21 protein-coding genes are annotated in these 24287 nt (G+C 65.6%); 9 read left to right on the top strand and 12 right to left on the bottom strand.

Annotated features, from left to right (window positions below; genetic code table 11):
- Positions 1-16 precede the first annotated feature (16 nt).
- Both FFS30_RS12160 and hutI read left to right on the top strand, forming a co-directional pair.
- Positions 17-1417, top strand: coding sequence for a chloride channel protein (locus FFS30_RS12160; RefSeq protein WP_137913392.1), 1401 nt, complete (start codon positions 17-19; stop codon positions 1415-1417).
- The gene (gene hutI, locus FFS30_RS12165; protein ID WP_137913393.1) at positions 1414-2643 is read left to right on the top strand and encodes an imidazolonepropionase; all 1230 of its coding nucleotides are present in this window, start codon (positions 1414-1416) and stop codon (positions 2641-2643) included. The genes FFS30_RS12160 and hutI overlap by 4 nt, the downstream gene beginning before the upstream one ends.
- 31 nt (positions 2644-2674) lie before the next feature.
- Here hutI and FFS30_RS12170 read toward each other — a convergent pair whose 3' ends face one another.
- Positions 2675-2851 (bottom strand): 30S ribosomal protein THX, encoded by a 177-nt coding sequence (locus tag FFS30_RS12170; RefSeq protein WP_137913394.1) that lies wholly within the window; start codon positions 2849-2851, stop codon positions 2675-2677.
- 101 nt (positions 2852-2952) lie between these two features.
- Positions 2953-4155: a multidrug effflux MFS transporter gene (locus FFS30_RS12175; RefSeq protein ID WP_137913395.1), complete on the bottom strand. Its 1203-nt coding sequence runs from the start codon at positions 4153-4155 to the stop codon at positions 2953-2955.
- 91 nt (positions 4156-4246) lie between these two features.
- On the opposite strand from FFS30_RS12175, the gene FFS30_RS12180 reads away from it, so the two are divergent.
- A complete protein-coding gene (locus tag FFS30_RS12180) occupies positions 4247-5212 on the top strand; it encodes a patatin-like phospholipase family protein (protein WP_171014584.1) in 966 nt (321 codons plus the stop codon).
- A gap of 88 nt (positions 5213-5300) precedes the next feature.
- Here FFS30_RS12180 and FFS30_RS12185 read toward each other — a convergent pair whose 3' ends face one another.
- Positions 5301-6269: a cation diffusion facilitator family transporter gene (locus FFS30_RS12185; protein ID WP_137913397.1), complete on the bottom strand. Its 969-nt coding sequence runs from the start codon at positions 6267-6269 to the stop codon at positions 5301-5303.
- A 191-nt stretch (positions 6270-6460) separates the two neighbouring features.
- Positions 6461-6910, bottom strand: a complete 450-nt coding sequence (locus tag FFS30_RS12190; RefSeq protein WP_137913398.1) for a MerC domain-containing protein — start codon at positions 6908-6910, stop codon at positions 6461-6463.
- A gap of 171 nt (positions 6911-7081) precedes the next feature.
- On the opposite strand from FFS30_RS12190, the gene FFS30_RS12195 reads away from it, so the two are divergent.
- Positions 7082-9253, top strand: coding sequence for a TonB-dependent receptor (locus FFS30_RS12195; RefSeq protein WP_137913399.1), 2172 nt, complete (start codon positions 7082-7084; stop codon positions 9251-9253).
- Positions 9254-9630: 377 nt separating this feature from the next.
- On the opposite strand, the gene FFS30_RS12200 is transcribed toward FFS30_RS12195, so the two are convergent.
- The 5 genes from FFS30_RS12200 to FFS30_RS12220 form a co-directional block, all read right to left on the bottom strand.
- Positions 9631-10044: a glutaredoxin family protein gene (locus tag FFS30_RS12200; protein ID WP_137913400.1), complete on the bottom strand. Its 414-nt coding sequence runs from the start codon at positions 10042-10044 to the stop codon at positions 9631-9633.
- An 80-nt stretch (positions 10045-10124) separates the two neighbouring features.
- Entirely contained in the window at positions 10125-10601 is a 477-nt protein-coding gene (locus FFS30_RS12205) for a transcriptional repressor (protein ID WP_137913401.1), read from the bottom strand.
- Between the two features lie 130 nt (positions 10602-10731).
- Positions 10732-11109, bottom strand: a complete 378-nt coding sequence (locus FFS30_RS12210; protein WP_137913402.1) for a zinc ribbon domain-containing protein — start codon at positions 11107-11109, stop codon at positions 10732-10734.
- Between the two features lie 7 nt (positions 11110-11116).
- On the bottom strand, positions 11117-12520 hold the full coding sequence (gene gltX / locus FFS30_RS12215) for a glutamate--tRNA ligase (RefSeq protein ID WP_137913403.1): 1404 nt from the start codon (positions 12518-12520) through the stop codon (positions 11117-11119).
- Between the two features lie 121 nt (positions 12521-12641).
- A complete protein-coding gene (locus tag FFS30_RS12220; RefSeq protein WP_137913404.1) occupies positions 12642-13754 on the bottom strand; it encodes an FUSC family protein in 1113 nt (370 codons plus the stop codon).
- 85 nt (positions 13755-13839) lie between these two features.
- Here FFS30_RS12220 and FFS30_RS12225 point away from each other — a divergent pair, with 85 nt between their 5' ends.
- Positions 13840-15837: a bifunctional 2',3'-cyclic-nucleotide 2'-phosphodiesterase/3'-nucleotidase gene (locus FFS30_RS12225; protein ID WP_137913405.1), complete on the top strand. Its 1998-nt coding sequence runs from the start codon at positions 13840-13842 to the stop codon at positions 15835-15837.
- A gap of 292 nt (positions 15838-16129) precedes the next feature.
- Here FFS30_RS12225 and FFS30_RS12230 read toward each other — a convergent pair whose 3' ends face one another.
- Complete coding sequence (locus FFS30_RS12230; protein WP_137913406.1) at positions 16130-18046, bottom strand: CocE/NonD family hydrolase; 1917 nt, start codon at positions 18044-18046, stop codon at positions 16130-16132.
- Positions 18047-18191: 145 nt separating this feature from the next.
- Here FFS30_RS12230 and FFS30_RS12235 point away from each other — a divergent pair, with 145 nt between their 5' ends.
- On the top strand, positions 18192-19196 hold the full coding sequence (locus FFS30_RS12235) for a polyprenyl synthetase family protein (RefSeq protein WP_137913407.1): 1005 nt from the start codon (positions 18192-18194) through the stop codon (positions 19194-19196).
- 19 nt (positions 19197-19215) lie between these two features.
- Here FFS30_RS12235 and FFS30_RS12240 read toward each other — a convergent pair whose 3' ends face one another.
- Positions 19216-20424: a serine hydrolase domain-containing protein gene (locus tag FFS30_RS12240; protein ID WP_137913408.1), complete on the bottom strand. Its 1209-nt coding sequence runs from the start codon at positions 20422-20424 to the stop codon at positions 19216-19218.
- 145 nt (positions 20425-20569) lie between these two features.
- Here FFS30_RS12240 and FFS30_RS12245 point away from each other — a divergent pair, with 145 nt between their 5' ends.
- Positions 20570-21067, top strand: coding sequence for a molybdopterin-binding protein (locus tag FFS30_RS12245; protein WP_137913409.1), 498 nt, complete (start codon positions 20570-20572; stop codon positions 21065-21067).
- Positions 21068-21205: 138 nt separating this feature from the next.
- Here FFS30_RS12245 and FFS30_RS12250 read toward each other — a convergent pair whose 3' ends face one another.
- Positions 21206-21997, bottom strand: coding sequence for a dienelactone hydrolase family protein (locus tag FFS30_RS12250; protein ID WP_137913410.1), 792 nt, complete (start codon positions 21995-21997; stop codon positions 21206-21208).
- Positions 21998-22140: 143 nt separating this feature from the next.
- Between FFS30_RS12250 and FFS30_RS12255 the strand changes: the two genes are divergently transcribed.
- Positions 22141-22587, top strand: a complete 447-nt coding sequence (locus tag FFS30_RS12255) for a cytochrome c (RefSeq protein ID WP_137913411.1) — start codon at positions 22141-22143, stop codon at positions 22585-22587.
- Positions 22588-22767: 180 nt separating this feature from the next.
- The gene (locus tag FFS30_RS12260) at positions 22768-24270 is read left to right on the top strand and encodes an alpha/beta fold hydrolase (protein WP_212742460.1); all 1503 of its coding nucleotides are present in this window, start codon (positions 22768-22770) and stop codon (positions 24268-24270) included.
- Positions 24271-24287: the final 17 nt, after the last annotated feature.

Raw genomic sequence — 24287 nt, forward strand, 5'->3', positions numbered from 1 at the left:
CTGCGATAATCCGCGCATGGCGTTCTCTTTCATCGACTCCGTGCGCACGGCGCTGCACAACCTGTTCCGCCAGGATGTGTTCGAGCCGACGCAATGGAAGCGCCGGCTGACCCTGTGGAGCGGCGGCATCCTCGTCGGCTTTGCCGCGGTCGCGTTCGCACAGGCCAGCGATCTCGCCTTTGCCGGCTTCCGCAAATTGCTTGGAATTTCGATCTGGCTGCCGTTGGCCCTGCTGCCGGCGGTGTTCGCCGCGCTCGCGTGGCTGACCGCGGGCCCGCTGCGCGCGACGCGTGGCAGCGGCATCCCGCAGGTCATCGCCGCGCTGGAAGTGCCCGATGCCGACTTTCGCCGCCGCCTGCTCGCGCTGCCGGTTGTGCTGTGCAAGATGCTGCTGACCCTGATCGGCCTCGCCGCCGGCGCGTCGATCGGGCGCGAAGGCCCGACCGTGCATGTCGGCGCCGGCATCATGCACGCGCTCGGCCGCCGCCTCGGCTACACCGACCCGGCCGCACTCTCGCGCTTTATCCTCGCCGGCGGCGGCGCCGGCATCGCCGCGGCATTCAACACGCCGCTGGCCGGCGTGGTCTTCGCGATCGAGGAACTCGCCGGCACCTTCGAGCACCGCTTCAGCGGCATCGTGCTGACCGCGGTGATCTTCGCCGGCGTCGTTTCGCTCGGCGTGCTCGGCAACTACGCCTACTTCGGCCGCGTCGCCGCCGAACTGCCGCTCGGTCAGAGCTGGCTCGCGGTGTTGTCGTGCGGCCTCTGCGGCGGCATCGGCGGCGGCCTGTTCGTGCGCACGATCCTGCTGCGCGATCCCGATCCCGCCAGCCGCCATCCGTTTGCGCGCATCGCCGCGCTGCGCGCACACCGGCCGGTCGTGTTCGCCGCGGCCTGCGGCATCGCCCTGGCCACGCTCGGCATCGTCAGCGGTGGCTTCGGCATCGGCGTGTACGGCACCGGCTATGCCGAAGCGCGCGCCCTGGTCCAGTCCGAACACGGTGCCGCCGCAGCGTTCGGACTGCTCAAGCTCGGAGCGAACATCGTTTCGTACTGGGCCGGCATACCGGGCGGCATCTTCTCGCCCGCGCTTGCGGTCGGTGCAGGCATGGGCAATACACTGGCCGCCCTGCTTCCGTCCGCGGACAACACCGCGGTCGTGCTGCTCGGCATGGGCGCGTTCTTGGCCGGTGTCACCCAGGCGCCGCTGACCTCGGCGGTGATCTCGCTCGAACTGACCGCCAATCAGAGCATGGCGATTCCGATCATGGCGGTGTGCTTGCTTGCGCGCGCGATCTCCTCACTCGTCGCGCCCGTGCCGGTCTATCGCGCATTTGCACAGCGCCTGATCGGCGAATACGAATTGCAGCGCACGGCCGCGAGCGGCGCAGCGCCACCACCGGAGAAACCAGCGTGAACAAAAAATGGGACGGACTCCTGCTCAACTGCCGCCTGGCGACGATGGCCGCCGACGGCAGCGCTTTCGGCCTCGTCGACGACGGCGCGCTGGCCTGGAAGGACGGCGCCATCGCCTTTGTCGGCGCGCGTTCGCAACTGCCCGGCGCGGCCGACGCACTCGCCGAGCGCGTCGAATCCGCGGATGGAGCCCTGGTCACCCCGGGGCTGATCGACTGCCACACCCACCTCGTCTTCGCCGGCGATCGCGCTGCGGAGTTCGATTTGCGCCTCAACGGCGCAAGCTACGCCGAGATCGCCAAGGCAGGCGGTGGCATCGTCTCGACCGTGAGCAAGACCCGCGCGGCGACGGAAGACGAATTGCTCGCGCAATCGCTGCCGCGCGCCCGCGCCCTGCTTGCCGACGGCGCAACCACGCTCGAAATCAAGTCGGGCTACGGCCTCGATGTCGACAACGAGGCGAAGATGCTGCTCGTCGCGCGGCGCATCGGCGACGAGCTTGGCATCGGCGTGCGCACGACGTTTCTCGGCGCGCATGCGCTGCCGCCCGAGTTCGCCGGACGCCAGTCCGACTACGTCGACGAAGTCTGTATCCACATGCTGCCGAAGATCGCGCATGCCGGGCTCGCCGACGCGGTCGATGCGTTCTGCGAGAACATCGCCTTCACGCCGTCGGAAACGCGGCGCGTGTTCGAGACCGCGCGCGCGTACGGGCTGCCGGTGAAGCTGCATGCGGACCAATTGTCCGACTCGGGCGGCGCGGCGCTCGCCGCGGAGTTCGGCGCGCTCTCCGCCGACCACCTCGAATACACGAGCGAAGCCGGCATCGCGGCGATGGCCGCGGCCGGCAGCGTCGCCGTGATGCTGCCGGGCGCTTTCTATACTTTGCGCGAAAATACACTGCCGCCGATCGAGACGTTCCGCCGCCATCGCGTACCGCTCGCGGTGGCGAGCGACCTCAATCCCGGCACCTCGCCCCTGCTCTCCGTGCGCCACGCCATGAACATGGCCTGCACCCTGTTCCGCATGACGCCCGAGGAAGCGTTGCGCGGCGCGACCGCGAATGCGGCGCGCGCGCTCGGCCTCGCCGACCGCGGCACCTTGGTGCCGGGACAGCGTGCCGATTTCGTCGTCTGGGATGCGGCGCATCCGGCCGAGCTGTGCTACTGGATCGGCGGCGCGCTGGCGCGGAAAGTCTACGTCGCGGGCAAAAAAAACCCCGCTTGATGCGGGGCTTTTTACGATCGGCTCAAGGCGCTCAGGCCGCCGGCTTCTTCGCCGGGGCGGCTTTCTTGGCCGGGGCGGCTTTCTTCGCCGCAGGCTTGGCCGCGGCCGACTTCGCGCCGGTCGCCTGCTTCGGCTCGTGCGGGCGCGCATTGCCGTAGCTGCGAATCGCGATCTTGCCTTTCTTGGTCTTGCGGTCGCCTCTGCCCATGGTTGTCTCCTGTCATCAGATTGAAAAAGGTGGCGTAGCTTAGCAGCGCGCGCGCCACTTGAGAAATCGGCGCGGCCCTGTCCCGATGCGGATAACTGCCTCTAGTCCGCCGCTGCGGCGCGCACGCGCCGGCGCGACAGGGCGAGCTGGGCGAGCACGAACGAGATCGCGGCGCAGGTGGCGATGGCGTAGATCATCGTCTTCGAGGTGCGGTCGCCGATCGCGCCGGTGATCGCCATGACCACGGCGCCGGTCATGAACTGCAGCGTGCCCATCAGCGCGGAGGCGGTGCCGGCAATCGCGCCGTGCTGTTCTAGTGCAAGCACCGACGAGTTCGGGATGACCAGGCCGAGGAAGGCATAGCCGATGAACAGCACGACGATCATCACCGGCAGGCTGTCGACGCCGAGCGCAGTCAGCGCGGCGAGCAGGAGCATCGCCGAGGCGTAGCCCCAGGTTGCCATGCGCACGACATGGTGCATGCCGAACATCTTCGCCAGCCGCCCGTTCATCTGCGCGGCACCGAAGAACGCGACCGCGTTGATCGAGAAGCACAGGCTGTACTGCGTCGGTGTCAGGCCGTAGTGCTCGATCAGGACGAAGGACGAATTGGCCAGGTAGGCGAAAAAGCTAGCGACGCCGAATGCGCCGATGAAGACCAGGCCGAGGAACATCGGATCGCGCAGCAGCACGCCGTAGGCGGCGAGCGCCGTGCCTAGGCTTGAATCGACGCGTTCGGACTTCGGCCGCGTTTCCGGCACGAACAGGCTCAGCAGCGCGAGGCCGACCACCGCCGCACCGATCACGCTCCAGAAGATCGCGCGCCAGCTCGCCCAGACGATGACGAAGCTGCCGGCCAGCGGCGCGAGGATCGGCGAGACGCTGAACACGAGCATCAGCAGCGACATCAGCCGCACCGCCTCGGCGCCGGTGTGCATGTCGCGCACGATAGCGCGCGTGATGACCATGCCGGCGCAGGCGCCGACGCCCTGCACAAAGCGGAACGCGATCAGGGTCTGGATGTCGTGTGCGAGCGCGCAGCCGACGCTGCCGACGATGAACAGGCCGAGGCCGAAGTACAGCGGCGCGCGCCGGCCGAACATATCCGACACCGGACCGTAGACGAGCTGGCAGATGCCGAGCGCGATGAAGAACACCATCAGGCTCATCTGCGCCTCGGCCGTGCTCGCGCCGAAACTCTGTTTGATCGAAGGCAACGCGGGCAGATACATATCGATCGCAAACGGACCGATCGCCGTGATCAGGCCGAGCACGACGGCATATTTCAGGAACTGGGTTTTCATGAGTTTCTTGTTTTCGGGCGCGAGCGTCTTCACTGGGGCCGGCCGGCGCCATTGCAAGCCTGCATGCGCAAACTCGGGCTATGATTTGCGCATGACCGGCAAGCCCGCGGAATCCAAAATCAGTCTCGCCCTGCAAGGCGGCGGCGCGCACGGCGCGTTCACCTGGGGCGTGCTCGACTATCTGCTCGAGCAAGGCTCGTTCGACTTCGACGGCATCAGCGCGACGTCGAGCGGCGCGATGAACGCCTGCGCCCTGACCCAGGGCTGGCTCGACGGCGAGCGCGACGGAGCGCGCGCGATGCTGTCCAAACTGTGGGAATCGGTCGCCGCGCAGGCAAGCCTGATGCGCTGGGCGTTCGCCACGCCGGCCGGAGCGGCGACCGAGCGCATCCTGCTCGGCCTGACGCGCTATTTCACCCCGCAGGAAATGAACCCGCTCGGCATCAATCCGGTGAAGAACATCGCCTCGGCGCTGTTCGACTTCGACAGGATTCGCGCGAACTCGCCGTTCAAACTGTTTGTCGCCGCGACGCGCGTGCGCGACGGCCGCCTGAGATTGTTCGACAACACCAACCTCGATCTCGACTCGGTGCTCGCGAGCACCTGCCTGCCGCAGTTGTTCGCGCCGGTCGAAATCGACGGCGAGATGTATTGGGACGGCGGCTATGCCGGCAATCCGGCGATCGAACCGCTGGTCTATCGCTGCGATGCCGAGACCATCGCCTGCGTGCTCGTGCAGCCGATCGAGCGCGCGCAGGCGCCGGCAACCGCGCGCGAGATCGGCGAACGCATCACCGAACTGTCATTCTCGACCACGTTCATCCGCGAACTCGAAACGCTGCAGACCGCGCAGAGCATGCTGGCGAAGAATTTCCCGCTGACGCCACTCGGCCAGCGGCTGCGCAAGATCGACATCCAGATGATCGAACCGGGCGAATCGCTCGACCACTACAGCGCGAAGACGCGGCTCACGGCGCGCATCGACTTCCTGCGCGACCTGCGCGATCTCGGCCGTGACTGTGCGCAGGCTTGGTGTGAAAGAGTTAAGCGCAGTTAGACACGGATCGACGCGGAGAAAAGCTGAGCTGGATTGAGCTTGCTCTGACTTGATCTGGTTTCGCGCTCGTCAGCGTCGACAACGCCGCTTAGTGCGTATGCGCGTGATCATGACCGTGCTCATGGTCATGATCGTTATCGTGTTCATGATCGTGCTTTCCGCGTGTGCAGTCCTCGTGCGCGCAGTCGCGGCGCTCGATCTGCACAGTCGCGTGCACGATCTGGAATTTCTCGCGCAGGATGCGCTGCACCTGGGCGAGCGCGACGTGCGCATCGGCCTCTTCGGCCAGACGTGCGTGCAACGTGGCGAGTCGCCGCCCGCCGGCGAGCTGCCAGACATGGACGTGGTGCACGTCGACGACGCCCTCGCCCGCGCGCGCCGCGACCGCGACCTGGGCGGTATCGATGCCTTCCGGCGTGCCTTCGAGCAGGATGTGGGCCGAGCGCTTGAGCAGCTTCCATGCGCTCCTGACGATCAGCAGCGAAACGAAGATCGAGAACGCGGGATCGGCCCAGAGCCAGCCTTTCCAGCGGATCAGCAGTGCCGCGGCGACCGCGCCGAGCGAGCCGAGCAAGTCACCGATCACGTGCAGGCGCGCGCCGGCCGCGTTGAGGTCGTCGTGATCGTGGCCGCCGAGCACGCGCAGCACGAACAGATTCACGACGAGGCTGGCGATCGCGATGACCAGCATCGTGCCGGACAGGATCGGCTCGGGCTGGGCGAAACGCCCCATCGCCTCGATGACGATCCAGGCGACGAGGACGAACTGGAACAGCGCATTTGTATAGCCGACCAGCACTTCGAGGCGCGCGTAGCCGAAGCTGCGTTTGTCGTCGGCCGGCCGCCGCGCGAAATAGGCGCCCATCCAGGCAAGCAGCAGCGCGAAGGCGTCGACGAACATGTGCCCTGCGTCGGCAAGCAGGGCCAGCGAGCCCGAGATCCAGCCGCCGGCCGCCTCGACGACGAGGGTCAGTATGGTCAGCACGAACGCCCACAGCAGGCGGCGCTCGCTCATGCCGGCATGGTCGTGATCGTGGTGGTGGTCGGAAGCGGTCATTGTCGCGGACGCGTGATTCGCGCTCGATGGCGGAACGCGATGTTAGGTTTTCGGCACGGCGTTACACAATCGCATCGCCGCGTCGCCGTTCACAGAAAGGCACAACGACCGCCGCGACCGATGCCCGTCGGAGCCGGAACCGCGCGCGAATAAACTGAACGTCTTGCGCGCGTCGCGCGCAAAACACGTCTTCAGGCCGACGTCGCCGGCGGGCAGCAGCCGAACAAGTGGGTCAGGCGCATATTGACGATATGCGCGAGGGCGACGCCGCAGCCGCCGAGCGTGACGAGTACGGCGTGCAGGATCGGCGCCGATCCGGTATCGAAGACCCATGCGCCGGTCCAGAGCAGGACCAACCCCGGCACGAGCAGATACAGCGCATACGGCGCGCGATGGCGGCGCCAGCCGCGTATCAGCGCGGCCGAGGCGAGCACGCTGGCGAAAGCGATGAAAGCGCGCTCGAAACGGTGATCGCCGAGGAAACCCAGACCGAGCGCGGGCAATACGGTCAGCACGAACGGCAGCGCCGCGCAATGCAGCGCGCAGAGAAACGACGCGGTCGCGCCGATGCGGTCGGCGATGTGAGCCAGTGCGTCATGCGCGGAGGAATCAGGCGGTTGCGATACGGAAGGGCTGGCCATGGCTAAGTTATAACATAACGTGATGAAGGCGCTCGACTCGCTGCTGCGGGGTCGCAAGGGCGACGGACGGTCGGCGCATATGACTTTCGGCAGGTACGAATGGCTTGCGAATGTTACAATATATCATTACATTTTCCAAATCCTGCTCCCCTCGAACCCCAAAGCCGTACGATGAATAAGACTTTGCTCGCCCTGGCCGTCAGCTTCGCCCTTGCCGCACAGACCGGCCATGCCGCCGACGCTTCACCCGCCGCAACCGCCCCCGCCGCTGCGGCCGCCGATCCCGCTTCGACGACCCTGAGCACGGTCGAGGTCAATGCCAAGCTCGACCGCTCGCGCAATCAGCTCTCGCCGAACATCGGCGCGAGCCAGTACGTGATCGATTCGGCGGCAATCGAACGCCTGCCGCTCGGCGATGCGACGCCGCTGAACCAGATCCTGCTGCAGGCGCCCGGCGTCGTGCAGGATTCCTACGGCCAGTTGCACGTGCGCGGTGACCACGCCGACCTGCAATACCGCATTAACGGCGTGATCATCCCGGAAAGCATCTCCGGCTTCGGCCAATCGCTCGACTCCGACATCATCGAGCGCGTGCAACTGCTCACCGGCGCGCTGCCGGCGCAATACGGCTACCGCACCGCGGGCGTCGTCGACATCACCACCGAAAGCGGCGCGCACCGCCACCACGATCACCCGAACGAGGGCGACGAAAACGACTTCGGCGGCAAGATCAGCCTGCTTGCCGGTTCGCACGGCACGTTCAATCCGCAGCTTTCGCTGCACGGCACCTCGGACCGCTGGAGCTGGTTCTTCACCGGCGAGTACCTGCAGAACGACGTCGGCATCGAAAATCCCACGCGCTCGTACAACGCGCTGCACGACCACACCAACCAGGTCAAGGGCTTCGGTTATCTGTCGTACTTGCTCAACGAAGACGCACGCGTCAGCTTCATGTTCGGCGTCGCCAACAACCGCTTCCAGATTCCGAACACGCAGGGCCTGCCGGCGAAGTATCAGCTGACCGGAGTGGATAACTTCGACTCCGGCCAGCTCGACGAACGCCAGCGCGAAGTCACCCGCTTCGGCGTGCTCTCGTTGCAGGGCCGCTTCGGCGAAAGCGACTATCAGGTGTCGCTCGGCCAGCGCTACACGAGCGTCAACTATCATCCCGATCCGGTCGGCGACCTGATCTTCAACGGCGTCGCCGGCACGATCCAGCGCAGCAACCGCGCCGACACGTTGCAGGCGGATTTTTCCACGCCGATCCTCGGCGGCTCGCATACGCTGCGCTACGGTCTCTACGTGAGCAACGAGCACCCGACCAGCAACAACAACGCGCTGGTCTTCCCCGCCGATGCCGACGGCAACCAGACCAGCACGACGCCGATCACGATCATCGACAACGCGCCGCACATCAGCGCGAAGACCTACGGCATCTACCTGCAGGACCAGTGGGACATCACCGACAAGCTGACCCTCAACTACGGCGTGCGTGCAGACAAGGTCGACGCCTATGTCAGCGAAGGCCAGATCAGCCCGCGCATCGGCTTCGTCTATCAGTGGAGCGACACCACCACCCTGCACGCCGGCTATGCGCGCTACTTCACCCCGCCGCCCGCGGAGCTGATCTCGCAGACCGACATCGCCCTGTTTCAGGGCACCACCAACCAGCTGCCGACCAACGTCAACGCCGAGACACGCTCCGAGCGCTCGCACTACTTCGATGCCGGCGTCACGCAGAAAATCGGCGACAACTGGACGCTAGGCCTCGATGCGTACTACCGCAAGGTGACCAACCTGCTTGACGAAGGCCAGTTCGGCGCGGCGCTGATCTTCTCGCCGTTCAACTACGCCCAGGGCCGTATCCGCGGCGTCGAATTCTCGGCGACGTACACGAACGGAAATCTCAGCGCCTATTTCAACGTCGCCTCGAACCGGGCGATGGGCAAGCAGGTCGTCACCGGCCAGTACAACTTCGGCCAGGACGAGCTCGACTACATCGCCACGCACTGGGTCCATCTCGACCACGATCAGCGCCTGACCGGCTCAGGCGGCATCAGCTACGACTGGAACGGCACCCAGCTCGGCGCGACCTTCCTCTACGGCTCGGGCCTACGCAATTCCTTCGCCAATACCGCGCACCTGCCGCAGTACTGGCAGCTCAACCTGTCCGCCGCGCGCGACTTCGACCTGCCGCAGCTCGGCAAGACCAATGTGCGCTTCGCCATCATCAACGCGACCGACAAGACCTATCAGCTGCGCGACGGCTCCGGCATCGGCGTCGGCGCACCGCAGTGGGGTCCGCGCGCGGGGGCCTATGTGGGATTGTCCAAGTCGTTCTGAGTTTCGCGGCAAACCCAGCGTTGCCGCTTTGGCAAACGAAGGCGCAGGCTTACGAGCCTGCGCCTTTGCGTTTCTGCGTCCAGCCGATCGTGCCGATCAGCAGACTTGATTGTGGCAGCCCGGATAACAGCGTCCGATGCAGCCCTGCAGCGCGCTCTGGCAAATCGACTGCGCGACTCCGTTCGCGATGCAAGAGCTGTACGAACCCCAGCAGCGGTTCTCACAGGCGGTATTGTCTCCGAATGCGACCGACGACAATCCGATTCCTGCGCCCAGAGCGAAAGCACAAAGCAGAAAAGTCTTCTTCATTTGACAGCCTCCGAAGAAAGTCGCGGTCTGCGCCCCCGTGGTGCGAGCCCGACCGCTGAGCGCGCAAATCAATGCGGATTGGACGAGCCTGAAATCGAGGCCACGGCATCGAGAATCGTGGATTCCCTGAAGCCGCGAATCTCGCGATCGCCGATGTAGATCAGCGGCACGGCGCCGTCGCCGCCGCGCTTGGCGAAGAGATCTTCGGCTTCCTTCGACTGATCAACGACGTAATCCTTGTACTGAAGATGGCGCGCGGCGAACAACTCACGCGTCTTCTTGCAGTAGGGGCAGGTCGAGGTGCTGAACAGGACGATGTCGTTTCCGGCCTGGGCGTGCAGCGCGGAGAAATCTCCGCTCTGGTATTCCGCTTCGGGAAACAGGCGCTGATATATCGCGTGCGCAAGCGGAGGCCCGTACAGGCCGGCGAAGAAAAACGCGACGAGAAGGCCGGCGACTCTGACATTCTTGACGAAATTCATTCCCGGAATCTCGATTGGATTGGAGTGCGTGGCTCGCCCCGTCGAGCGGCCGCCATTTCAATCCGAATCGGGCGGGAGGGTCAAGCTGCGGCGCAGCGCTTGCAGATGCCGTGCACTTCGAGGGTTTGCGCGCGCGTACGGAAACCGAGCGCCTTGGCCTGGTCGGCGAGCAGCTTGGCGACTTTCTCGTCGCAGATTTCGGTCGCCGACTCGCACTGGTCGCAGATCAGGAACGGCACGTGATGCACCACACTCGGGTGGTGGCAGCCGACGTAGGCGTTGATCGACTGCAGCTTGTGGATGAAGCCGTTCTCGATCAGAAAATCGAGCGCGCGATAGACCGTCGGCGGCGCCGCGTTGCTGCGATCGTCCTTGAGACGGTCGAGCAGATCGTAGGCTTTGACCGGCTTTTCCGAGCTGGCGATCAGGTCGAGCACCTGCTGGCGGATCTCGGTCAGACGCAAGCCGCGCATTTCGCACGCGGCCGTCACCTCGCGCACGAAGGCGTGAGCGTCGTGACGGTGGTGATGCGAGCTGGCGGGCTTGGTGGCGGACATGGACGGATCGGATTGTGACGGGCGCATCATAGCACTCAGGGAAATGGGGTCGCCGATGCGCTCTGCCAAGGCCGCGCGCGATTTGCGCCACCGTTCCCGCGCACATGAGGAGCCGATCCGCGCAATGCGTCTACGGGTTCAGGCGATTCGACGCTGTGCCGAGTGCCGCGCCGCAGTGCCGGCAATACTTGTCCCCCGCCTCGACGGGCTTGCCGCAGGCGCGGCACGGCGGCTTCGGCACGACCTTTGGCAGCAGCAGCGAAATGCCCCAGCCGATCGGGCCGAGGGCAAGGCCGAGCAGCATGTCGCGCACGACCGCATGCTTGTATTTGCCGATCAGCGCGCCGACCAGGGCGCAGAACAGCGTAAGGCCGATCAGCCAATACCACAGGGTCGGATCGGTCAGCACGGCCGAGCAGGCGTCGAGCGCCTGCATCTGCTGGTCGGGATCGCCCGACTGCAGTGCCTGCGTCAGTGTGGCGACATCGCAGCCCGACGGCGTCGCCATGGCCGTCTCAGGCTCCGGCGCGCGCCACAGCGTCGTCGATGCGCTTGAGCGCGCGATCGCGGCCGACGAGATAGACGGTGTGGTCGATCGACGGCGACACCTGGGTGCCGGTCATCGCCACGCGCAGCGGTTGCGCGACCTTGCCCATGACCTCGCCGATCGCGGCTGCGGCGTCCTGGATCGCCTTGTGCACGTTCTCGACGCTCCAGTCCTTGAGGCCGGCGAGCTGCGCATGTACCGCCTGCAGCGCCGGCACGGCGGTCGCCGACTTCAAATGCTTGGCGATCGCCGCCTCGTCCCAGGACACGATCGGGCCGTACCAGATGCTCGCCTTCTCGGCCATTTCACGCAGAGTCTGAGCGCGCTCGCGCAAGGCCACGATCACGTCGACCGGCGCGGGGCCGTGGGCCGGATCGAGACCCTGCATGCGCAGATGCCATTCGAATTCGCCGGCGAGTTCGAGTGGATCGTCGTTCTTGATGTACTGCTGGTTGATCCATTTGAGCTTGTCGAGATCGAAGCGCGCCGCGGCCTTGTTCACGTTGCTGACGTCGAACAGATCGATCATTTCCTGGCGCGAGAAAATCTCCTGATCGCCGTGCGACCAGCCGAGGCGCACCAGATAGTTGAGCAACGCGTGCGGCAGAAAGCCGTCGTCGCGATACTGCATCACGTTCACCGCGCCGTGGCGCTTCGACAGTTTCTGCCCGTCGGCGCCGAGGATCATCGGCAAATGCGCAAAGGTCGGCGGCGTCGCGCCGAGCGCGTGGTAGATGTTGATCTGGCGCGGCGTGTTGTTGACGTGATCGTCGCCGCGGATCACTTCGGTGATGCCCATGTCGATATCGTCGACGACGACGGCGAAGTTGTAGGTCGGGAAACCGTCCGAACGGAAGATCACCAGATCGTCCAGCTCGTCGTTGCTCCACTCGATGCGGCCTTTCACCTTGTCGTCGAACACGACGCTGCCGCCCTGCGGATTCTTGAAGCGGATCACGCGGTTCGGATCGTCGCGTAGCGGTTCGTTGCGTTCGCGGTAGTAGCCGTTGTAGCGCGGCTTTTCGTTCTTCGCCATCGCCGCGTTGCGCATCGCCTCGAGTTCGTCCTTGGTCTCGTAGGCGTAGTAGGCCTTGCCGGCCTTGACCAGTTCGTCGGCGACCTGGGCGTACCGCTCCATGCGCAGGGTCTGATAGTACGGGCCCTCGTCCGCGCCGAGATCGAGCCAGCGCATGCCGTCGAGAATCGCCTGCACGGCCACGTCGGTCGAACGCTCGCGATCGGTGTCTTCGATGCGCAGGATGAATTCGCCACCGCGATGCCGCGCTTCGAGCCAGCAGTACAGCGCGGTGCGCGCACCGCCGATATGCAGATAGCCGGTGGGACTGGGAGCGAAGCGAGTGCGAACGGTCATTGCGGAAACAGCGTCGAAAAACGGGCGCAAAGATTAGCAGATACGCGGCTGCGTTTTCCCTAAACGCGCCGCCACGGCGCGCATCGCGGCAATGACGAAGCGAAGCGGCGGCGCGCCGGACTCAACCATCCGCCGGCGCGGAAGCGGCCGTGTCGGCCGCCGTTTGCGCGGGCCCGAGCATCGCCCTGAGATAACCCAGATCCGTGCCGATCGTGCCGAACAGGAAGATCAGCGTATGCACATGGCGCGGCTCGACGCGCTCGGCCTGCGCGCGCGCGGCCAGCGCCAGCGCCTTCAATTTCGCCTCGATCTCCGTGTCGGCCGCGACCGCGGCATCCTTGGACATCGCGGCGCCGACGCGCTCGATTGCGACGATCAGACTCTGCGCAACCTCGTCGACCGGTGCGCGCAAAACCTCGACGACCTGCGCCAGCGGTTTGCGCGCGACCGCACGCACAAGAAAACCGACGTCGGCATTGAGCGCGGAAACACATTTGAGCAGCCGCTCCAGTTGCTTGTCCTGCATCTTCTTCCAGCCCGAGGTGTGGGCGAGGATGGTGAGTTCACGAAGCTCGTGGCGGATCTCTTCGCGCAGACGATCGAGGGCTTTGGCGTCCGTCTCGCCGTGCGCAAACGCGATGCGCAGCCAGCGGCCGAGCAGATGCAGCACCGCGGCCGCATGCGCACGCGGTCTGGCCCTGCCGCGCGCCGGGAATACGAGCGCCGACACGATCATCGCGGCCAGCGCGCCGAGCGCGATCTCGCCGGTGCGCAGCAGCGCGGTGTCGAGCGGCCCGAGGCCCGCGGCCGGTCCCGCCGACAGCACGATCAGCGCCGCGACCGGCGCGCCGCGATAGTCCGGCTTCACCGCGACCAGCAGGCACAGTGGCGCGAGGGCGAGAAACAGAATGATGCCGCTGTCGATGTACCAGGTGTGGCGCAGCCATGCCGCGCCGATCGCGATGCCCGCACCGGCGACAGTCGCAAGCAGTCGTTCGACGCCCGCGCGCGCCGCACCGCCCGCATGGCCGCGCGAGGTGATCAGCGCAGTCAGCACGGCCCAATGCGCCTCGTGCAGGTGAAGCACGCGCGCGAGCAGATAGGCGAGCATCGCGCCGGCGAGCAGGCGCACGGCGTCGGGCCAGGTTTCGGCGAGACGTGTGCGCCAGTCGCGCCGCACGTCGTCGCCGGCCGCCGCGACAGTCGAGTCGGATTCCTTGCTGGCCGCGTTCACACGCCTTCCCCTGCTGCAGATTTACATGATTGTGCCATGTGCACGGCGCTACACTTGCGCTTTGTCCCCGCAACGACCTCACGCCATGACCCGAGCCGGCTCACTCACTTTCGTTTCCGCCCTTGCCCTCGCCGCCTGCGCTGCGCAGCCCGGCCCGCAGAAAATGTCTGCGGCGGCGCCCGCGACCGGCACCCAGGCCGAACTCGCCCTGCTCGAAACGACCGACATTCACTCGAACGTGATGAGCTACGACTACTACAAACTCGCCGAAGACAAGACGCTCGGTCTCGAACGCGCGGCGACCCTGATCCGCGCGGCGCGCAAGGAATTCCCGAACACGATGCTGTTCGACGCCGGCGACACGATCCAGGGCACCGTGCTCGCCGACTACGAAGCGCAGGTCAAACCCGTCGCCTGCACGCAGGAACTCGCGGTATACAAGGCGATGGACTCGCTCGGCTACGACGCGGCCACGATCGGCAATCACGAATTCAACTACGGCCTGCCGTTCCTCAGCCAGGTCACCGGCACCGCGTTCGACGTGAGCGGCGTGCCCGCCGAGCACTGCAAGGGACCGGACTTCCCGCTCGTGCTGTCGAACGTATTCAGCGCGAAAGACGGCAAGCCGCTGTACGCGCCGTGGAAGGTACTGACGCGCACGATCAAGACGCATACCGCCGACGGCAAGACGATCGAAGCGCCGATCAAGGTCGGCGTGCTTGGCTTCACCCCGACTTGGATTCTCGACTGGGACAAGCGCAATCTCGAAGGCAAGGTCACCGTGATGGGCGTGGTCGAAGCCGCGCAGAAGTACCTGCCCGAAGTGAAGGCGGCCGGCGCCGACATCGTCATCGCCCTCGTGCACGGCGGCATCGACGCCTCGCCCTACTCCGCGCGCACCGAAAACGCCGCCTGGCATTTGGCCGGCGTGGCCGGCATCGACGCGATGATGCTCGGCCACTCGCACGACATCTTCCCGAACCCGAACGATCCGAAATCGCGTTTCAGCAAAGTGCCCGAAGTCGACAACACGCGCGGCTTCGTGCGCGGCGTGCCGGCGGTGATGGGCAATTATTTCGGCAAGAATCTCGGCGTGGTCCAGCTCGCCCTGGTCTGGCGCGACGGCCGCTGGCAGATCGACCGCGCCACGACCAAGGCCGAGGTGCGCTCGGTCAAGGACACGGCGGCGGATGCGCACATCGCCGAACTGGTCAAGGACGAACACCTCGGCGCGATCGAGTACGTGAAGACGCCGATCGGCCACAGCGACTACGAGATCAGCACTTATTTCGTCGCCGCCGGCGATACCTCGGCGCTGAGCCTGGTCAACGCCGCCGAGCGCGACTATGCGCAGAAGTACATCAAGGAACATCTACCGCAATATGCCTCGCTGCCGGTGCTCGGCGCGGCCTCGCCGTTCAAGGCTGGCTTCGGCGGCCCGAACGACTACACCGACGTGCCCGCGGGCTCGCTCGCGATCAACAATGCGGCCGACCTCTACCTCTATCCGAACACACTGACCGCGGTGAAGGTCAACGGCGCCGGGTTGAAGGCGTGGCTGGAAAAGTCGGCCGGCTGGTTCCATCGCATCGACCCGGCGAAGTCCGAGGCGCAGGAATTGGTCAACACCAAGTTCCCGACCTACAACTTCGACGTGCTGCAGGGCGATCTGACCTGGACGATCGACGTCACGCGCGAACCGGGCCAGCGCATCCTCGACCTGCGCTACCGCGGCAAGCCGGTGCGCGAGGACCAGGACTTCGTCGTCGTCACCAACAACTACCGCGCCTCGGGCGGCGGACGTTTCCCGGGCCTCGACGGCGACAACACGCTGTTCTCCGCGCCCGACACGAACCGCGACGCGCTGATCGGTTTCGTCCGCGAGCAGCGCGACATCACGCGCAAGAAGTTCGGCGACCAGCGCAGTTGGCGTTTCGCCAAAGTGAAGACGGCCGGCCCGGTCGTGTTCACTTCGGCCGCGGGCAAGCTCGACCGCGCGCACGCCGCCGGACTCAACAATATTGCCTTGGTCAAAGACAACGGCGACGGCACCGCGGTGTACTCGATCGATCTGTCGCGCTGAGCGCACTGCCGGAGCAAGGACGCGCCGACGGCATGCGTCGGCGCGCTAACCGCACGCCTACAAAAAAACTCCGCGCCGGCGCAAAGGCGCGGCGCGGAGGATTCATCGCCCGATGCGGGGCGGCGTCTGTCGCCTAGAGAACCTCTGATTTATTCGTCATCCCAGCGAAAGCTGGGATCCAGCTCTTCGCCCAGCCCCCATAAAGGCTGGATTCGAGCTTGACCAGCCCTTCGGCTGTTGAGAGCCGCCGGAATGACGAGCTTGGTGAAAATCGGAGTTGTTCAGAGGTTCCCTAGGGTGTCACTGGCAGTTCGATATAACTCGCATCGCCACCGCCGCGATAGATGCGCTGCGTCGCCTTCTGATAATCGCCCGGCTTGGCGAAAAAGATGTTCGGCACAAAGGTCTGCGGATTGCGGTCATAGAGCGGAAACCAGGTCGATTGGATCTGCACCATGATGCGGTGCCCCGGCTCGAACACGTGGTTCGCGGTCGGCAGACCGAAGCGATAGACCAGCGGCTGGTTCGCGGCCAGCGCTTCGGGCTTCTCGAAGCTCGTGCGATAGCGGCCGCGGAAGATGTCCATGGCGACGCCGAGTTCGTAGCCGCCCATCTCGGGCTTCGACGGCAAGGTATCGGGATACACGTCGATGAGCTTGACCACCCAGTCGCTGTCGCTGCCGCTCGTCGAGGCGACAAGGTGCACTTGCGGCGCGCCGCCGATATGCAGCGGCTGCGTGAGCGGCTCAGTCACGTAGGTCAGCACGTCGGGGCGGCCGTCGACGAAACGCTGGTCTTCGACGAGCCAGCGCTTCCACGCATCGCCGTCGGCAAAATGCACCGGGCGGCGCTGGTACGGCACCGGCTTGGCCGGGTCGGAGACGTACTCGTCGTAGGCTTTGTCGCCGGCCGCGGGTGCGTCGAACGACAAGCCCTGCTTGTCGGCCAGATAGAGCGGTTTCGATTTCGCCGCGCAGCCTTCGGCGCAGCTCAGCGGCCACGCGTTGTAGCGGTCCCAGTGATTCTCGCCGGTGTTGTAGATGTATACCGGCGGCGTGTCGACCTTCGGCGCGCCGTCGACGAGATACTGGTCGAAGAACGGCTTGAGCACGTCGCGGCGGAACAGCAGGGCCGTATCGCCCTCCCACTGCAGCGCGCCCAGCGAGGTGCCGTCGTAATTGACCTGGCTATGCCGCCACGGACCCATGACGAGGAAGTTCTTGTCGTTGTGCGTGTCCTTCGACTCCATCGCCGGATAACTGTGGATCGCGCCCCACATGTCTTCCTGGTCCCACAGGCCCTGCAGCCACATCGTCGGCACCGTGAGCTTGGTCTCCGCCATCACCTTGTCGAGCGCCTGGCCGCTCCAGAACGCGTCGTAGGCCGGGTGCTCGGACACCTTGCGCCAGAACGGCAGCTGTTCGAGCCCCGCAGCGCGCGCGTAGTCGCCTGCGGAACCCGCGCGCAGGAAGTTGTTGTAGTCGTCGAAACCGGCACGCGCGATCTTCTTGCCTTCGCCACGCTCGACGGTCTGGCCGGAGAAGTAGTCGAAATTGGTCTGGCGGAACGCACCGTAGTGGAACCAGTCGTCGCCCATCCAGCCGTCGATCATCGGGCTCTCCGGCGCCGCGACCTTGAGCGCCGGATGCGGGTTGACCAGGGCCATGACCACGGTGAAGCCCTCGTACGACGAGCCGAGCATGCCGACCTTGCCGTTCGACTCCTTGATGTTCTTCACCAGCCAGTCGATCGTGTCATAGGCGTCGGTCGAATGATCGACCTTCGTGCCGTTGAGCGGCCCGCGCAGCGGCCGCGTCATCACGTAGTCGCCTTCCGAACCGTACTTGCCGCGCACGTCCTGGAAGACGCGGATGTAGCCGCCCTTGACGAACACCTCGTCGCCCTGCGGCATGGTCGCGAGCATGCTGCCGGACACTTCGCGCTCGGTGCGGTGCGAGGCGTCGTACGGCGTGCGCGTCAGCAGGATCGGCGCATGCGACGCGCCTTTCGGAATCACCACCACGGTATACAATTTCACTCCGTCGCGCATCGGGATCATGACCACGCGCTTGACGTAGTCGCTGGCCTGGGTCGGCATCGTGAACGTCTTCGGGATGTCGGGCATCGACGGCGGCGTGTCGGCCGACGCCGAAGCGGCGGCGAAAAGCAGCGGCAATGCGGCCAGGCAGGCGGAACGGAGCGGATTCATCGCGGACCTTTTGGCAGTGGGTGACGCGCGATACTAGACGCGTTCGCGCCGTGCGCAAAGCGCCAAAAGTCTCGGTTTTTCGTGTGCGGTCGCAAAAGAAATCCGCCCCGCCCGCTATAATCGCGGCAACGCCACGAGAATGCCGATGTCCAGCGCCGCAAACGATCTTCCCCACGCCATCACCCGCTTCGCCGACGCACAGGCGCTCGCCGCGCCGGGCATGGCCCAGGTCAACGCGCTGATCCGCGCGCGGCTCGCCTCCGACGTGGTCCTGATCAACCAGATCGCCGAGCACATCATCGGCGGCGGCGGCAAGCGCCTGCGGCCGATGCTGCACCTGCTCGCCGCACAGGCCGCAGGCTATGCGGGCAAAGACCACGTCCAGCTCGCCGCGGTGATCGAGTTCATCCATACCTCTACCCTGCTGCATGACGACGTGGTCGACGAATCCGACCTGCGCCGCGGGCGCAAGACCGCAAACGCGCTCTGGGGCAACGCGGCGAGCGTGCTGGTCGGCGATTTTCTTTATTCGCGTTCGTTCCAGCTCATGGTCGAACTCGACTCGATGCCGGTCATGCGCATCCTCGCCGACACCACCAACCGCATCGCCGAAGGCGAGGTGCTGCAACTGCTCAACATCCACAACCCGGATACGAACGAACAGGCCTACCTCGAAGTGATCGAGCGCAAGACCGCCGTGCTGTTCGCCGCGGCGACGCGCCTCGGCGGCGTGCTTGCAGGCGTGCCGGCCGCGCAGGAGCAGGCGCTCTACGACTACGGCATGAAACTCGGCTACGCGTTCCAGATCGCCGACGACGTGCTCGACTACGTCTCCGACGCCGGCACGATCGGCAAGAACATCGGCGACGACCTCGCCGAAGGCAAGGCCACCCTGCCGCTGATCTACGCGATCGAGCGCGCGCCGGCCGAACAGGCCGCATCGCTGCGCCGCGCGATCGAAACCGGCGGCCTCGACTCGCTCGACAATATCGTCAAGGCGATCCGCGACACCGGCGCGATCGAACGCGCACGCGATCTCGCCCAGCAATACGCCGACGCCGCGAAAGCCTGTCTGCATGCACTGCCCGCATCGGCCGCACGCGCCGCGCTCGCCGCGCTCGCCGACTACGCGCTGCAGCGCGATCACTGATCGCGCTGCAGCGCCGGCGCTAGGCGGCCACCCAAAGAAATGCCGCATTGTCGCGTCCGCTCGTTGCACGCACGATGCGCTCGGCGAGGCGCATGCCATTGCTGCCGTTGGTGAAAACCACCACGGCCGAGCGCGTCGCCGGATCGCCGAGGACGAAATTCTTCCATGCGCCGTTGTCGCCCCAGGCCCAGAACCGACACGCGGCGGCGTCGCGCTGCGCGCCCCAGCCGAGGCCCCACGACAACGCGTCGTCGATGCGCGTACGCGGCCGCCACATCGCGTCGCGCAAAGGCTCTTCCAGGCCGGAACCGTCCTGAGCGGACGACGAGAGCAGGTGCGCAAGGAATGCGGCGTAGTCCGGCACCGTCGTCAGCAGACTGCCAGCGACGTTCGGTACGACGCGGTTCGGCACGAGCTTCGGCTCGTCCGCCTTACGCATCGCCTTCGCGATGCGCGCGCTGTTCCATGCGGCCAGCGGTTCGCCGCCGGTCTCGATACGCGCGAACAACTCGCGGCGGAAATCCCAACTGTGCTTCGGCTTGCCGTCGTAATGGCCGTCAACGATGCGCTGCGGCGCGTCTTCGCGCCAGAGATACGTCGAAGAGCGCATACCAAGCGACTTCATCGTCTGCTGCATCCAGGCTTCGCAGCCCTGGCCGCTCAAGCCTTCGATGCAGCGCTGCAAGGCGAAGTAGCCTTCGCCGGAATACTGGAATGTCGCACCGGGCTCGAAACTCGACGTGAGCGCCTCGTCGGGCGAGTCGCGCCAATTGACGAACCCGGTCGAATGACTCAGCACATGGCGTGCGGTGGCGCGTTCGGCGAACTCGCCGCTCGGCATATCCTCGCTCAGATAGCTTTTCAACGGCCGGTCGAGATCGAGCTTGCCGGCCTGCGCATAGCGCAACGCGGCATAGGCGAACACCGGCTTGCCGAGCGACGCGGCGTTGAACAACGAATCCGCCGTGATCGGCACGCGGCTTTGCGTATGCGCGACGCCGGCGTAGTACTGCCAGACAAGACGGCCATCCTGGACGACGCCGACACCCAGTCCGGGTACTTGGGAGATTTCCATCAGTTTCGGCAGCGTTGCGGTGAACGCGGCATCGGGCACTTGGATTCCGTCAGCCTGCCCCGCCACGCCTGCAGTCTTCGCCGCGGCGAAAACGCAAGGTGCGAACGAAACGGCGGCGGCGGTACCGAGAAAGCGGCGGCGATTGGGATTCATGAGCGTGAGCAGGGATCAGTCGGGAACGCCTGTTTGGAAGCGCCGACGCAGCGCAAGGTTTAAGCGCACGGTTGGATTTTTTTGCCGTCGCCGCTACGCTCGAAATTCCCGCCGCCTGCGGCTCATCGGCCATCGCGAGTAACCCATGAAACCGTACCGACTCTGCTTCGCTGCCCTCGCCGCGGTCGCAAGCTGCGCCTACGCCGACACACCGGCGCCGCAGACCGCCGTCGCCGTCGGCGGCGAGAACGGCAAGACGCTCTCGCTCGACTTCGCCGCACTGGACAAGCTGCCGCAGCGCCGCGTCCAGGCCGAGGCACACGGGCACAAGGCCGACTGCCGCGGCGCCAATCTGATCGACGTGCTCGCCCAAGTCGGCGCATCGAGCGGCGAGAAGCTGCGCGGCAAGGATCTCGCGCTCTACGTGCGCATCCGCGCGGCCGACGGCTATCGCGTCGTCTATGCGCTGGCCGAACTCGACCCGATGTTCCGCGGCGACAATGTGCCGGTCCTGACCCACGAATGCGACGGCAAGCCGCTCGATGCGAATGACGGTCCGTTCCGCATCGTCGCGCCCGACGAGAAGCGTCCGGCGCGCTGGATTCGTCAGGTCACGGCGGTCGATCTGTTGCGCGCGCCGTAGCGCCTGGAACCGCGGTTCGAAGCAATGTGCTCGGCGCGATTCGCGGCCCGACGGTCGTCGCGCGCATCGAAAGTGCGGTTCGATGCGCGCGAATGTTTTCTGCATTGTTTCCCGCGCTGAGTGCGCGGAAGACGCGCCCTACTTCGCCTTGAAAGCATCGTCGAAGAACTCGTGCATGCGCGCATAGGCGCGCTTCGCGGTGCGTTCGTCGTACTGACAGCCCGGCACGTCGCCTTTCGCACTCGGCACGGCGAAGCAGTGCACCGCGCCACCGTAGTTGACGAACTGCCAGTCGACCTTGGCGTCGCGCATTTCCTTCTCGAACGCCACGATCGACTCCTGCGAGACGAACTTGTCGTCGCCGCCGTTGAGCGCGAGTACCTTGGCCTTGATGTTCTTCGCCAGCGCCGGATCGTCGGTGGCGAGATTGCCGTGGAAGGAAACGACGGCGGCAACGTCGCCGCCGCTGCGCACGAGATCGAGCGTGGTCGCGCCGCCGAAGCAGAAACCGATCGCACCCCAGTCCTTGCCGTCGAGCGGTGCCTTGCCGGCCTGCGCCTTGAGCTGGGTCAGCGCGGCATTGATGCGCGCGCGCAGGTCGCCGCGGTTCGCGTACATCGCCTTGGTCGCGGCGCCGGCCTCCTCGGCATTTTTCGGCCGCACGTCGGCGCCGTAGACGTCGGCGACGAGCAGCACGTAGTCTTTGCCCGCGATCTGCTTGGCCAGGGCGAGATTGTCGGGAGTGATGCCGAGCCAGTCCGGCGTCATCACGACGCCCGGGCGCGGCGTCTTCACCGCGTCGTCGTAGACCAGCACGCTTTGCATCTTCTTGCCGCCGACGTCGTAGTCGAGATTCTTCGTCACCATCGCGGCATGCGCGGCGTTCGCCGCGAGGCAGGACAACAGGCAGAGCGAAAGCAGGCGTTTCATCGGGTTTCTCCTCCGGTCGATTGCGGAAATTCGCGGCGGGCCGCGCAACGGCGACGGACATGATAGCGCGCCCGCGTTGCGCAATTTCTGCACAGGCGTTTGCTACACTCGGCCGGCATCCCGCAACCGTCATCGAGGCCGCCATGCTCAAGTCCCGTCTGCTCGTCGCCGCTACCGCTCTGAGTCTCTCCGCACTCGTCTTCGCCCACGGCAAACAGGACGACGCCGTCGACTACCGCATGGGTCTGATGACCGTGATCGGCTGGAACTTCGGCCCGCTCGGCGCGATGGTCAAGGGCAAGGCGCCGTTCGATGCCGCCGATTTTTCCAAGCACGCCGATCGCGTCGCCTTTCTGAGCGACCAGATCGTCGAAGGCTTCCCGAAAGGCTCGGACAAGGGCCACACCGACGCGAAGCCCGAAATCTGGGCGAACTGGGACGACTTCCAGGCCAAGGCCAAGGATTTCAACACGCAGGCCAAATTGCTCGCCGACGTCGCCAAGGCCAATGACGAGGCCAAGGACAAGGAACAGTTCAAGAAAGTCGCCGAGACCTGCAAGGCCTGCCACGAGAAGTACAAGAAAGACTGACTTGTCGTCGGCACAACGGATTCGTGCATATCGACCACTCGTCGACGCGTACGCGCAGCGGCCCTTCAGGACGCTGACGATGCCCGATCGTCACTATCGCGAAAGTGTCCTTGACGCAGAGGACACTTCTCGCGGACATTGACGCGGGGACATCGTAACGGGGGAATCATGCGAACGTGGATGCAAACACTCTGCTGGGTGTTGGCGTTGTCATTTTCCCCGATAGCGACCGCCGTCGCGTCATCGCAAACGGCGAACGATCGGATTGCGATCGAACCGGGAACCGTCAAGCTTCCGACCGGCGAAACCCTCGCCTACGAAATCGGCACGTTCTATGTGCCCGAGAATCGGAACAACCCGGCGAGCCGCAAGATCGGCGTCGGCTTCGCACGCATCAAGGCAAAGCAGCCGACCGGCGCGCCGCCGGTCTTCTGGCTTCCCGGCGGCCCGGGCCTGAGCGTGCTCGGCGCCTTCACCGATACGGACGAAGCATCGCGGAGCCGCCTGCGCTCTTGGTCGACCTTCGGCGCCGTCGGCGATCTCGTTATCGTCGAGCAACGCGGCTACACCCGCCGCGGCGAGATGCTCGTGGAAATGGCCGACGCATCCCCTCTGGACAAACCGGCTTCGGTACGCGACGACGCGCTCGCGATGCAGGCATTGGCCCGGCGTGCCGTCGCGCATCATGCGGACAAGGATCTGTCCGGCTATACGATCGAAGCCTTTGCGGCAGACGTAGACGATCTGCGGCGGGCGCTGAGCTACGACAAGATCAGCCTGTTCGGCGGCAGCTTCGGTTCGCAATGGGCGCTCGCGGTGATGCGTTTCCATCCCGACAGCGTAGCCCGCGCCGTGCTCTCGGGAGTCGAGCCGCTGAACAACGGCTTCGATATGCCCTCGCACGTAGTGGCCGCGCTGCAGCGCATCGCCTACGATGCCGATCGCGACCCCGGACTCGCACCGTATCTTCCCAAAGGCGGACTGATGGAGGCGATTCGCAGCTTGCGTACTCGCTTCGTCGCCGCGCCCGTGCGGGTGAGCGTGAAGGACGACACAGGCAAACCGCGAACAGTGGTGCTCGGCACCGAAGACATGCAGCTTGCGCTGCTCACGCATACAGCCGAGGCGGAGCACTGGCCGGCCTTTATCCTTTCGCTCTACCACGGCCATTACGATGAGTGGGCGAAGATGACCATCAAAGACCGGCAGGCGCATCCGACCAAACTGATCGGCCCGCTCGCCGACAACAGCCTGGCGACCACACCGGAACGCGAGCATCAGCTGCGAACCGACCCGGCCCTGGATTATCTCGGCACTTGGAATTTCGAATCGAACTTCACCTCGGCATCCGATTGGCCGACGCCGGACATGGGCGATGCAGTCAGGCGCCCGCGCGTGACTCCAATCCCGGTCGTCTTCGTCCACGGCGACTGGGACACCTCGACACCGATCGAGAACACGCTCGGCCTGCTGCCGTATTTCCCCAACGGCCACGCGATCCTCGTGCACCGTGCGGGACATGACGGCACGTTCTATCAGTTGCGTGAAAATCCGGCGGCCAAGCAAGCCGTCTACGATTTCTTGAAAACAGGAGCGACCGCGGCGCTCCCGACCGACGTTGCCCTGGCCTTGCCGAAGTTCGAAGTGCCTGCATTCGCCGCGCCGGCGCCGCAGCGCAAGTAAGCGCGCGTTCCCGCCGG

The organism is Rudaea sp. 3F27F6 (assembly GCF_005503555.1).
Classification (GTDB): Bacteria; Pseudomonadota; Gammaproteobacteria; order Xanthomonadales; family Rhodanobacteraceae; genus Rudaea.